General features: G+C 58.2%; 9 protein-coding genes and 2 pseudogenes. All 11 read left to right on the top strand.

The genetic code is table 11. From position 1 onward, the window contains the following. Positions 1 to 133: 133 nt before the first annotated feature. The 11 genes and pseudogenes from J2J99_RS29795 to ccoS all read left to right on the top strand — a co-directional run bounded on the left by J2J99_RS29795 (position 134) and on the right by ccoS (position 11,730). Positions 134 to 1,159 carry an aspartate-semialdehyde dehydrogenase gene (locus J2J99_RS29795; protein ID WP_168301765.1) on the top strand — a complete coding sequence of 342 codons (1,026 nt, stop codon included), beginning with the start codon at positions 134 to 136 and terminating at the stop codon, positions 1,157 to 1,159. Further along, positions 1,156 to 2,256 carry an aspartate kinase gene (locus tag J2J99_RS29790; RefSeq protein WP_168301766.1) on the top strand — a complete coding sequence of 367 codons (1,101 nt, stop codon included), beginning with the start codon at positions 1,156 to 1,158 and terminating at the stop codon, positions 2,254 to 2,256. The genes J2J99_RS29795 and J2J99_RS29790 overlap by 4 nt, the downstream gene beginning before the upstream one ends. A 1,229-nt stretch (positions 2,257 to 3,485) precedes the next feature. Beyond that, the gene (ccoN, locus tag J2J99_RS29785) at positions 3,486 to 5,108 is read left to right on the top strand and encodes a cytochrome-c oxidase, cbb3-type subunit I (RefSeq protein ID WP_168301767.1); all 1,623 of its coding nucleotides are present in this window, start codon (positions 3,486 to 3,488) and stop codon (positions 5,106 to 5,108) included. A gap of 8 nt (positions 5,109 to 5,116) precedes the next feature. Next, entirely contained in the window at positions 5,117 to 5,851 is a 735-nt protein-coding gene (gene ccoO / locus J2J99_RS29780) for a cytochrome-c oxidase, cbb3-type subunit II (RefSeq protein ID WP_168301768.1), read from the top strand. Positions 5,852 to 5,859: 8 nt separating this feature from the next. Next, positions 5,860 to 6,012 (top strand): CcoQ/FixQ family Cbb3-type cytochrome c oxidase assembly chaperone, encoded by a 153-nt coding sequence (locus J2J99_RS29775; RefSeq protein WP_003568501.1) that lies wholly within the window; start codon positions 5,860 to 5,862, stop codon positions 6,010 to 6,012. A gap of 1 nt (position 6,013) precedes the next feature. Then, positions 6,014 to 6,877, top strand: a complete 864-nt coding sequence (ccoP, locus tag J2J99_RS29770; protein WP_168301769.1) for a cytochrome-c oxidase, cbb3-type subunit III — start codon at positions 6,014 to 6,016, stop codon at positions 6,875 to 6,877. Positions 6,878 to 6,887: 10 nt separating this feature from the next. Then, positions 6,888 to 7,077: pseudogene (locus J2J99_RS34305) on the top strand (hypothetical protein). 166 nt (positions 7,078 to 7,243) lie between these two features. After that, positions 7,244 to 8,811, top strand: a pseudogene (gene ccoG, locus J2J99_RS29765) (cytochrome c oxidase accessory protein CcoG). Continuing rightward, positions 8,808 to 9,293: a FixH family protein gene (locus J2J99_RS29760; protein ID WP_097544498.1), complete on the top strand. Its 486-nt coding sequence runs from the start codon at positions 8,808 to 8,810 to the stop codon at positions 9,291 to 9,293. The pseudogene ccoG and the gene J2J99_RS29760 overlap by 4 nt, the downstream one beginning before the upstream one ends. Next, positions 9,290 to 11,575, top strand: coding sequence for a cation-translocating P-type ATPase (locus tag J2J99_RS29755; RefSeq protein WP_168301771.1), 2,286 nt, complete (start codon positions 9,290 to 9,292; stop codon positions 11,573 to 11,575). The genes J2J99_RS29760 and J2J99_RS29755 overlap by 4 nt, the downstream gene beginning before the upstream one ends. Beyond that, positions 11,572 to 11,730 (top strand): cbb3-type cytochrome oxidase assembly protein CcoS, encoded by a 159-nt coding sequence (gene ccoS / locus J2J99_RS29750; protein WP_011649551.1) that lies wholly within the window; start codon positions 11,572 to 11,574, stop codon positions 11,728 to 11,730. The genes J2J99_RS29755 and ccoS overlap by 4 nt, the downstream gene beginning before the upstream one ends. Positions 11,731 to 12,030: the final 300 nt, after the last annotated feature.

Genomic DNA, 12,030 nt, shown 5'->3' with positions numbered 1-12,030 from the left:
GATCTGAAGAGAGGAGGCATTGAACTGTGCATCAAGCCGCGACGACAGACTTCCAGTTACATCCTTGGGCGGCCGAAGCGAGCTTCGAATATTGAAAGCAAGATCCAACCACGAGCGTCTAAATGAGGTACTCATGAGACCATTAGATATTTCTATCGTTGGAGCAACCGGGGCGGTCGGAACGGCCCTGATCAAGTTATTGGAAAAAAGTGAGATTAAGGTCAACCGACTGCGGATGTTCGCCTCCAGTTCGGGTGCGCGCCAATTCAAGTTTCGAGACCAAACATACCAGGTTGAGGCACTCCGCGACATTAGCGATATCGGTGATACCAAAACCGACATTGCATTCTTCTCTGCAGGCGGCGACGTAAGCGGCGTATGGATACCTCGGTTCGCATCCCAAGGAGCCTTGGTGATTGATAACTCGAATGCCTTTCGAATGAGGCCTGACGTACCCCTCATCGTACCACAAGTTAACGCGTGTTCACTTACGGTTCGTCCACCGTCTGGAATAGTAGCAAATCCAAATTGCTCCACGATACAGCTGGTTCGGGCACTGCGACCGTTGATAGCGACGTTCGGCATTAGCCAGGTTCTTTTGACCACCTTTCAAGCCGCCTCAGGAGTTGGCCTGCGCGGGATTAAGGAGCTGGAAGACGGTGTCAAAGCCTGGCTCGAGGGGAGCACCGGACCCGCTGCGGAGAGCTTCCCTGTCCCTCTTGCATTCAACGTCATACCGCAGATCGGACAGATTTCCCGCGAAGGCGTGGCTCTTGAGGAACGCAAGCTGGTTCAAGAGTCACGGAAGATCTTCGGTATGCCTCATCTGCAGTTAGCCGCCACCTGCGTCAGAGTGCCGGTAAAGACGGGTCATTCCGAGGCGGTATACGTCGAGTTTGACGAACATGTTCGACTAGAACAGGTCCATGAGCTCCTGGCAAATGAACCAGGTGTTCGACTTTATGCTGACGGATATCCAACGCCGCGCTATCTGGGAGATCCTGCAGATGTTCACGTCGGACGGGTCCGAGTTAATCCAGAGAACCCGCGCGGGCTGTGGATGTGGGTTGTAGCCGACAACGTTCAGGTTGGGGCCGCACTCAACGCACTCCTCATCGCACAGCTTGCGATCGCCAAAAATTTGATCGGTGAATCATGAAGACGACTATTGTCAAATTCGGGGGCTCGAGTTTTCGAGACCCTTGCCATTATGCCCGAGTTGCTCGGTATTTAGCTGAGCTGCGAGCTGAAGGAGGAAGCAAGATAGTTGCCGTGGTCAGCGCAATGTCTGGAATGACCGACGAGCTGAAATCAACCGTGCTTGGCGTCAATAGGGAAGCAACGCCATCGAATCTCGATGCGACGCTTGCTATCGGCGAGATGCTGAGTGCGTGCCTGTTGGAAGCTGCGGTCAGTCGCCTTGGGATTCCCGTAACGTCGTTGAACGGCTATGTCCTAGGGATACGCACAAATTCGGACTTCGGTCGCGCCTCAGTTGAAAGCGTCGATCCTCAGCCAATCAGGGCTGCACTTCAGGAGCATGACATTGTCGTTGTCGCGGGTGGTCAGGCAGTTGATGAGTCGGGCAGACTAACGTTTCTCGGCAGAAACAGCTCCGATCTGACAGCGGTCGTGATCGCGGCTATGTTGGGAGGGCAAGTGTGCGAAATATATTCAGATGTTAAGGGCGTCTACACGGCAGATCCTCATCTTGTACCAGGGGCACGATTAATCCCGAAGATTGGGTATGGGACAATCGCGCAGATGTCGCGACAGGGCGCAAAGGTGCTGCACCACAGGGCAGTGGATTATGCTAATAAGCACGCAGTCACCATAGTGTGCAAAGCACTGACTAATAACGGAGCGGCGACGGGCACAGTCATCACAGGCCACGAATACTCCAGATCCGTGACAGTAGCACGCGACACAGCAGTATTAGCTGTCGCGAGTGTTGCAGAACGCGATGCTCTCTGTGTCTTTCTTGATCAACACGATATTAGCTCGATATGCTTTGAAGAGGACGGCAGGCCCTGCCTTTGCATCATAACCGACATCGATTTCGCGATGCGCCTCGTCGAAACGGGAGGCACGCGCGCCGTCGCCATCGGATCAAAGGTCGTGGTGACCGAGCTTAATGGCGCGATGTCGCGCGTCCACCTTCACGTTAACTACGAGAGCGCCATGGCACATGCGCAAAACATCCACGAACAAATGCATCCTGCAGCCATTGGCGATCTTGTGATAGAGAACGACTAAACAGCGCCACAAGCGACGCCCGAATGGAGGCGGCGGCGAAATCGCTTGATCTGGCCATCGCCCAGGGACGCGTCGACTTGGTAGCCATTTGATCGCTGGCGGCGATCGCCTGTTCCACCGCTCTGATAACCCAGCACATCGTCGAGTTCAACATGCAGTCTTCATCGCACGGACAGGGCGCGGACAGACCCGACCGGTGAATACGGATAGGGTTGTAGGTTCCGGATCGGCGCTTTCCCGTTATTGAAGACGAGGCAGTCCAATGCGGCTGACGTTGATAGCCTTCGACTCCGGTGCGCCAGCATATCGTTGTCTGACTCAGGCTCGATCATGAAGTGCTTGCTGGTCGCCAGAACCCATCGCAAGGTATTGAGCTCGCATTCGCGGTCATTGATGCGGCTGGCGGCAGTCCGCGCCGCGGTGGCATATGACTAGCGCCTCCATTTGATGGCATTGCGGTTGGTCTTCGGCGCAACTTCCAGCCGCCGGACGACTCGCGCAGCCCTGTACGACGAGAGGAGAACGCTCCCTGCGGAACGCTCTGATCGAATCGGAGACTTCCACCTATCTTGGCGAACCAGGTGTTGGCGGCCCCCTTTTTGACCAGACAACCAACATAGAGAGGAACAATAATGCCGCTCACCCGTAGCGGCGTTTCTGACACGATCGAGCGAAGCGCGCAGCTTGCTTCCAATCGGCTCGTGTTTCATTGATTATACGCCGGGCTTGCACGCCGTCGACAAGTTGCCGCTCGAAACATGTATCCCAGCCGATGTTAGCAACGATTTCCTAAGCCCTCCTTCTGGACATCTCACCTCAAGGGTGCAGCGCCCTAAATTCGGCGTTTCCTACGGCATGTCGGCCAAAAACATAATTTTTCTTCCGGCCACCTTCCTCAGGTTGATCCTATAGCGCGTCAGCAAACTCTGACATTGTTTGATGGGCTGCATCTGTCGTCGTGCGCTCGTCTATAACACCTGGCCCATCACGCGTTCCGCCAATCCGGGAGAACTGATCCACCACAAAAACGTGATCTAACACACCCAGCGTGATGTCAGGACAGTTGCAATGTGCCGAACGACTAAACGACCCATTGTATTATAATCGTAGCGCAGTCCCGTTTTCCCGACCTCTCGTTGACGCAGATCAAGGCGCAATTCGCGGCTTCATGACAGTCCTGGCGAGAAAGACGGCCGCGACGCGGTCGTCGGCGTACTGGGGACGACATCATGAATTACACAACGGAAACGATGGTGATCGCGGTCGCGGCGTTTCTAGCGCTGCTACTAGCCGCATTCGCGCATGATCATCTCTTTGCGGTTCATATGGGCATACTTTGCCTCTGCCTCGTTATGGGGGCTGTGCTGATGGTCAGCAAGGTTGAATTTTCGCCGGCAGGCCAACAGCGTAACGCCGATAAGTCCGGCTACTTCGACGAGGTGATACGGTATGGCTTGATCGCCACGGTATTCTGGGGCGTGGTCGGCTTCCTGGTTGGCGTGATCATCGCGCTGCAACTTGCCTATCCCGACCTCAACATCGCCCCTTATCTCAATTTCGGGAGGCTGCGGCCCGTTCATACGTCGGCGGTCATCTTCGCCTTCGGCGGCAACGCGCTCATCATGACATCGTTCTACGTGGTGCAACGCACCTGTCGCGCACGTCTTTTCGGCGGCAGCCTGGCTTGGTACGTATTCTGGGGCTACCAGCTTTTTATTGTGATGGCTGCGACCGGATACGTTCTCGGAATCACCCAAGGCCGTGAATATGCCGAACCTGAGTGGTACGTCGACCTCTGGCTGACCATCGTTTGGGTGGCCTACCTAGCTGTGTATTTTGGGACGATCCTGAAGCGCAAAGAGCCGCACATTTATGTAGCAAACTGGTTCTACCTTGCCTTCATCATCACCATCGCCATGCTGCACGTGGTCAACAACCTAGCGGTTCCCACCTCGTTCCTTGGCTCCAAGAGCTATTCTGTCTCCTCGGGTGTCCAGGACGCGCTGACCCAATGGTGGTACGGCCACAACGCCGTCGGCTTTTTCCTTACCGCCGGCTTCCTCGGCATGATGTACTATTTCGTGCCGAAGCAGGCCAACCGGCCGGTCTATTCGTACCGGCTGTCGATCATCCACTTCTGGGCCCTGATCTTCATGTATATCTGGGCCGGCCCGCACCATCTCCATTACACGGCGCTGCCCGACTGGGCCCAGACGCTCGGCATGGTTTTCTCGGTCATGCTCTGGATGCCCTCCTGGGGCGGCATGATCAACGGCCTGATGACCCTTTCGGGCGCCTGGGACAAGATCCGCACCGACCCGATCATCCGCATGATGATCGTCGCCATCGCCTTTTACGGCATGTCGACCTTCGAGGGCCCGATGATGTCGGTCAAAACGGTCAATTCGCTCAGCCACTATACCGAATGGACGATCGGCCATGTGCATTCCGGCGCGCTGGGCTGGGTCGGGATGATCACCTTCGGGGCGATCTATTACCTGACACCGAAATTGTGGGGGCGCGAACGTCTCTACAGCCTGCGGATGGTCAACTGGCACTTCTGGCTCGCGACCCTCGGGATCGTGATCTACGCCGCCGTGCTCTGGGTTGCCGGTATCCAGCAGGGGCTGATGTGGCGCGAATACAATTCCCAGGGCTTTCTCGTCTATTCCTTCGCCGAAACGGTCGCGGCGATGATCCCCTACTACGTGCTGCGCGCGGTCGGCGGAGCGCTTTACCTGGCAGGCGGTCTCGTCATGGCCTGGAACGTGTTCATGACGATCCGCGGCCACTTGCGCGACGAAGCTGCAATCCCAACCACTTTCGTGCCCCAACCACAGCCTGCCGAATGAGGTGAGACATGGCATCGATACTAGATAAACATCAGATCCTCGAGAAGAACGCGACGCTTCTTCTCGTCGGCTCGCTGCTCGTCGTGAGCATCGGCGGCATCGTCGAAATCGCACCGCTGTTCTACCTGCAGAATACGATTGAAAAGGTGGAAGGCATGCGGCCGTATACGCCGCTCGAATTGGCCGGCCGGAACATCTACATCCGCGAAGGCTGCTACCTCTGCCACAGCCAGATGATCAGGCCGTTCCGCGACGAGGTCGAACGTTACGGCCATTATTCGCTCGCGGCCGAGTCCATGTACGATCATCCTTTCCAATGGGGATCCAAGCGAACCGGGCCGGATCTGGCGCGTGTCGGTGCACGTTACTCCAACGAATGGCATGTCCAGCATCTCGCGGATCCACGGGCGGTCGTGCCGGAGTCGATCATGCCGAGTTACGCCTTCCTCAAAGAGCAGAGGGTGACGGTCAAGGACGTGGGAATGGACCTAAAGGCCAACGAGGACGTGGGCGTGCCTTACAACGACGACATGCTGGCGAATGCGGAGGCCGACATGAAGGCCCAAGCCGATCCGAACGCAGATAGGACGACCCTGCTTGCCCGCTATCCGAAGGCGAAGACCGGCGATTTCGACGGCGATCCTGCTGCGCTGACCGAAATGGATGCCCTGGTGTCCTACCTGCAGATGCTCGGAACGTTGGTCGATTTCTCGACCTACGACGACGCGACCGGCTACCGATGAGGTGATCCATGGAAACCTACACTGCAATGAGACACTTCGCTGACAGCTGGGGCCTTTTGGCAATGGCGGCATTCTTCGTCGGCGCGGTTGTGTTCACCCTTCGCCCAGGCAGCAAGCAAACGGCGAAAGAAGCCGCCGATATTCCCTTGAAGGACGATTGAGATGTCGGAAAAACATATCGATGAATTTAGCGGCGTCGAAACGACCGGACATGAATGGGACGGCATCCGCGAACTCAACAATCCGATGCCCCGCTGGTGGGTGTGGACCTTCTACGCCACCATCGTCTGGGCCTTGGGTTATGCGATCGCATATCCCGCGATCCCGATGGTTACCGACGCCACCAAGGGCATGCTGGGTTTCTCCAGCCGCGCCGAGTTGCAGCAGAACCTGGATCAGGCCAAAGCATCGCAGACGACGCTGCGTGATCTGATCGCCGCCAAGACGGTGCACGAGATCGATTCCGATTCTGCTCTTCGCGAATTCGCGGTCGCCGGCGGCGCATCTGCATTCAAGGTGAACTGCGCGCCGTGCCATGGCTCGGGAGCAAGCGGCGGCCCGGGATTTCCGAACCTCAACGACGACGATTGGCTGTGGGGTGGAGACCTGGATGCCATCCAAGCGACGATCGCGCATGGAATTCGCTTCAACGAGGATACGGACACTCATGCTTCCGAGATGCCGCCCTTTGCCGATGTTCTGGATCCCCTCCAGACAAGGCAGGTCGCGGCTTACGTCTGGGGACTGACCAATACACCGTCGGACCCCGGTCTCGCAGAGGCCGGAAAACAGGTCTTCGTCGATAACTGTGCCGCATGTCACGGCGACGACGCCAAAGGAAAAGCCGAAATGGGCGCGCCGGATCTCGCCGATGCGATCTGGCTGAAGGCACGCGGCGAGGATGCGATCATCCGTCAGGTGGCCGCTCCCAAGCATGGCGTCATGCCTGCCTGGGAAGGGCGCCTCGGCGATACGACGGTCAAGGAACTTACGATTTTCGTCCATTCGCTCGGCGGCGGGACGTGAGGAGAAAACCATGACAGCTCACGGCCACAACCCGATCCTCGATCTCTATGGCACGCCGCGCGCCACGATACGATCACGCGGCACGACGCGGCAAGGCCACGCCGCCCCCTTCCAATCAGGAAGATCCGGCAAAGATCGGCAGGTCGATCATCAGTTGGACCTGCCTCAAAGACCACGAGCAGACAAGCCGGTTGCAATAGCCTTGTCGAGGACGTTCCAGCGTGGTTGCTTGTTCCCCGCAGCCCCCCAAAGCCACGCCCTCTCTCCATGGCGTTTTCCTTTCGCGGGAAGGCCTTGTCTCTTGATCTGCATCAAGGGCAGATGCGCAGCAGATGGGACAACGGCAGATGAAGTCCGCTAGGCCCCATGAACCTCCGCACCGCACCAGATCCCGATACATCAAAAGGCTCAGTGGCGAGCCAGTCAACGCCCGTCGCAACCGGCAGCTTCTCTACGCTCCTCGGAAGAAGGTCTTTCCCAAGCGTGCAGAGGGACGGTTCCGTCGGTTCAAGTGGATCGTCATGCTGGTTACGCTCGGCATCTACTATCTCGCGCCATGGATTCGCTGGGATCGCGGGCCTTACGCGCCTGACCAGGCAATCCTCATCGACCTTTCCTCACGGCGCTTCTTCTTTTTCTTCATCGAAATCTGGCCTCAGGAATTTTACTATGTAGCGGGTCTCCTCGTCATGGCGGGCCTCGGCCTGTTTCTCGTCACTTCCGCGGTTGGCCGCGCATGGTGCGGCTACGCTTGTCCGCAGACGGTCTGGGTTGATCTTTTTCTCGTCGTCGAGCGTGCGATCGAAGGCGATCGAAACGCGCGAATGAAGCTTGACGCTAGGCCAATGAGCTTTGCCAAGCTGAGAAAGCGCGTCGTCAAGCATTCGATCTGGCTGCTGATAGGCGTAGTCACGGGGGTAGCGTGGATCTTTTATTTTGCCGACGCGCCGAGCCTGCTTGTTTCGCTGTTCACCGGCCACGCTCCTGCAGCCGCCTACACGACCGTCGCCATCCTTACCGCAACCACCTATGTGCTAGGCGGTCTCATGCGAGAGCAGGTGTGCACCTATATGTGCCCTTGGCCACGCATCCAGGGTGCGATGCTCGACGAAAATTCTCTCGTCGTCACCTACAATGCCTGGAGGGGCGAGCAGCGGTCGCGGTATCCCAAGAGCGCGCGAGCCAGGGGCATCCCGGTCGGGGATTGCGTCGATTGCAATGCCTGCGTGGCCGTGTGTCCGATGGGAATTGACATTCGCAACGGGCAGCAGATGGAGTGCATCACATGCGCGCTTTGCATCGACGCCTGCGACGGTCGTATGGAGAAGCGCGGGAAGCCTCGCGGCCTGATAGCCTACGCCACCCTGAGCGAATACTCGAGCAACATGTCGCTTGCCACCAGGGTAGGGAGAACAGCCGTCCAGCCGTCGAGGGTTCGAAACGATGATGGGACTTTCGTTCCGGCGATCCGGCACTTCAACTGGCGCATCATCTTTCGTCCGATAACCGTGTTTTACGCAGTCGCCTGGGCGTCGGTCGGCGTGGCCATGCTCGTCCATCTCACCTTTCGGGAGCGCCTTGAACTCAACGTCGTTCACGACCGAAACCCCCAGTATGTTCTGGAAAGCGACGGCTCGCTGCGGAATGGTTACACGCTTCGTATCCTGAACATGGTGCCGAAGCCCAGGGATGTGAACATAAGCCTGGTCGGGCTGGAGGGGGCGACGATGCGTATTCCCGAGTTCGGCAAGGAAGACGCTCGCAGCTTTACAGTCTATGCCGAACCCGACGCGGCCACGACGCTCAAGGTCTTCGTTACGCGCAAGCCTACCGGAGCCCCGATCAATGAATTTCTGTTCGTTATCGAAGATACCGATCATGCCGATCGGGCAGCCTACCGCGCGGCGTTCAATGCACCGGGAGACACCAAATGAAGACCTCTGCCCAAGGTTTTACAGGCCTGCACATGCTGGTTGCGACCTCGACTTTCTTCGCTGTTGTGATCGCGGTGAATGTCACCATGGCCTTCTATGCTTCCTCCAGCTGGAGCGGTCTGGTCGTGGAAAATACCTATGTCGCCAGTCAGGAGTTCAACCGCAAAGCGGCGGCGATGAAGGCAATGGCCGCTTCCGGCGTCGCGGGCGATCTCTCCATAAGAGGGCATCAGATCCGCTACGACATTCACGACAAGAGCGGCGCGCCTGCGGCCGTCGACGACGTCGTGCTGAATTTCAAGCGACCCGTCGGAGATCACGAAGACTTCCACCTCACGCTCAGAAAAACAGCCGAGGGACGGTTCGAAGCAGATCACAACCTGGCCGAGGGTGACTGGATCGTCGAGGCCATCTCGCGAAACGACGGCTTGGTCGTCATGCATGAGGCCAAACGCATCGATACCAAGGAGTTGGACCGATGACCTGCTGCACCATGGACGCGGAAAGCATGCTTGCTCTCAGCATGACGTCATCCAGTGCCGAAGAGGTCCGCCTTGCCAGCCAGCCGCTCGGCGGCGGACTGCGCCAGTTGGACTTGAGCGTTCCTGATATTCACTGCGGTGGCTGCATTTCGACCATAGAAGGGGCGTTACTGACACTTCCTTTCGTCAAGACGGCGCGCGTCAATCTTACGGCTCGAAGGGTAACCTGCGTCTACCAGGAGGAGATGGAGACACATGCCGCCGATCCGTCCGAGATCCTCGCAGCGATCAACTCGGCCGGATATCGCGCGCATCTGTTTACCCCCTCGGCCGCCGAAAACGACAGAACCAGAAATCAGCTTCTCCTGGCGATCGGCGTTTCCGGCTTTGCGGCCGCCAACATCATGTTGCTCTCGGTATCGGTCTGGTCTGGCGCAGATGCCGCAACACGCGACATGTTTCATTGGATCTCGGCGATGATAGCAGCGCCCGCGCTGGTTTATGCCGGGCGTTTCTTCTTCAAATCGGCCTGGAATGCGCTCCGCCACGGGCGCACCAACATGGACGTTCCGATCTCTCTCGCCGTGACGCTCTCCTATGCCGTTTCACTGTGGGAGACCATCCATCACGGTGAACATGCATGGTTCGACGCGTCGGTTTCGCTGCTCTTCTTCCTGCTGATCGGCAGGACCCTCGATCATATCATGCGGGAAAAGGCTCGGGCGGCGATCAACGGACTTGCAAGGCTGGCGCCGCGCGGAGCCTTGCTGATCAATCCGGACGGGTCCCGACGTTACATTGCGGTAGAAGAGATCGCGGTGGGAGATGAAATCTCGATAGCGGCAGGCGAAAGGGTTCCCGTCGATGGCGTAGTCGTCAGCGGAGAAAGCGACGTGGATCTCTCCATCGTCACCGGCGAGAGCAGCCCCGTCGCCGTCGCCGGTAACAGCGAGGTGAGTTCGGGCGCGATGAACCTGACCGGCTCGCTCGTCCTGCGCGCGACGCGCATTGCCAAGAATTCGCTTCTTTCGGAGATCATCGGCCTGATGGAAGCCGCCGAGGGTGGAAGAGCTCGCTATCGCAGGATCGCCGATCGCGCTGCGGCGCTCTATTCGCCGGCCGTGCATCTGTTGGCGCTGGTCTCCTTTCTTGCCTGGGGCCTCCTCGGCGGAGACTGGAAACAGGCAATGCTGGTCGCGGTAGCGGTCCTGATCATTACCTGCCCATGCGCATTGGGCCTTGCCGTGCCCGTGGTCCAGGTCGTCGCCGCGGGGGAGCTTTTCCGGAAGGGCATCATGGTGAAGGACGGCTCAGCACTCGAAAGACTGGCCGAGACCGACACCGTGGCCTTTGACAAGACGGGCACCTTGACGATGGGCAGGCTGCGCCTTGTCGAGGTGGACGCCATGGAAGAGAACACCACGGCAATCGCCCGCGGATTGGCCGTGCATTCACGGCATCCTCTTTCTCAGGCTCTGGTGCGGGGCACCGAAACCGCCCCCATCTCCTTCGACAGCGTCACGGAAATCCCCGGCGGGGGACTGGAAGCCAGGAAGGGCGCTGACGTCTATCGATTGGGCAACACGGCGTTTGCCTGCGGAACCAGCTTCGTGCCCCGCACCGCCGATAGTCCGTTCTCGGAAGTGGTCTTGTCGCAGAACGGCGTCGATCTTGCCCGCTTCTTCTTCGATGACACGCTTCGCCCGGGCGCTCGCGAGGCCATCGGCCAGCTCGACGCAGCCGGCCTTGAAACGCTGATCGTGTCCGGCGACCGTCAGATCGTCGTCGACAATACGGCGCATGCTCTGGGCATCGGGAGGGCTTTGGGCTCTCTGACGCCGAAACAGAAGGTCGAGGAATGCCAGAGGCTGAATGGCGAAGGTCGTCGCGTGCTCATGGTCGGCGACGGGATCAACGACGCCCCGGCGCTTGCAGCCGCGCATGTCTCGATGGCGCCGGCCACTGCCTCCGATATTGGCAGACAGGCAGCCGACCTGGTTTTCTTCAACGATCACCTTGACGCTGTTCCGGAAGCGATCGCCATTGCGAGAAGATCTGCCACGCTGATCCGGCAGAACTTTGTTCTGGCGATTGGTTATAATGTGCTGGCGGTGCCGATCGCCATCGCCGGATTAGCGACGCCGCTGATAGCGGCGGTGGCAATGTCGACATCTTCGATCATCGTCGTGACGAACGCACTGCGCCTGAACGCCTTCAGCAAGCGTCCGGGTATGCACATTCGAGGGCGGATCGGCAGGAGCGCGGAGGTCAAAGCCGCATGAACATGTTGATCTATCTCATACCGATCGCGCTGCTGATGGGAGGAATAGGACTCCTGGCATTCCTTTGGTCGCTGAAGAGCGGCCAGTACGACGACCTTCAAGGCGCCGCCTGGCGAATCCTCGCCGAGGACGAAACCGATCAACGAAAACCCTGACCAAACACTGGTCCAAAAAGGAAATGTAGATACAGAATTGCGACAATCTGCACTGTCGTCGTTTGTCGGCTCCGCGACAAATGCCCTTTCCTAACCGAGTTCACGGCTCGCCAAAATAACTAAAACTTAAGAATATTCTTTTCGGAATTCACTCGATGATTTGGAGGGCTTTCTTGAAAGCTACTAAGCGACGGGGCTTCCAAGTTGCCCCAAGTGGTTCATGATGCCAAGCACGTGCCAATTTCACGTGATGGCATCGATCTCGTGCCCTGAGGTCATGATCGGGCATGGATCCGAGAA

Source organism: Rhizobium binae (assembly GCF_017357225.1).
Classification (GTDB): domain Bacteria; phylum Pseudomonadota; class Alphaproteobacteria; order Rhizobiales; family Rhizobiaceae; genus Rhizobium; species Rhizobium binae.
This window is presented reverse-complemented; position numbering and strand designations above follow the sequence as displayed.

Coding starts and splice junctions, on each gene's coding strand:
- J2J99_RS29795 (WP_168301765.1), top strand. CDS start 134: ATGAGACCATTAGATATTTCTATCGTTGGAGCAACCGGGGCGGTCGGA.
- J2J99_RS29790 (WP_168301766.1), top strand. CDS start 1,156: ATGAAGACGACTATTGTCAAATTCGGGGGCTCGAGTTTTCGAGACCCT.
- ccoN (WP_168301767.1), top strand. CDS start 3,486: ATGAATTACACAACGGAAACGATGGTGATCGCGGTCGCGGCGTTTCTA.
- ccoO (WP_168301768.1), top strand. CDS start 5,117: ATGGCATCGATACTAGATAAACATCAGATCCTCGAGAAGAACGCGACG.
- J2J99_RS29775 (WP_003568501.1), top strand. CDS start 5,860: ATGGAAACCTACACTGCAATGAGACACTTCGCTGACAGCTGGGGCCTT.
- ccoP (WP_168301769.1), top strand. CDS start 6,014: ATGTCGGAAAAACATATCGATGAATTTAGCGGCGTCGAAACGACCGGA.
- J2J99_RS29760 (WP_097544498.1), top strand. CDS start 8,808: ATGAAGACCTCTGCCCAAGGTTTTACAGGCCTGCACATGCTGGTTGCG.
- J2J99_RS29755 (WP_168301771.1), top strand. CDS start 9,290: ATGACCTGCTGCACCATGGACGCGGAAAGCATGCTTGCTCTCAGCATG.
- ccoS (WP_011649551.1), top strand. CDS start 11,572: ATGAACATGTTGATCTATCTCATACCGATCGCGCTGCTGATGGGAGGA.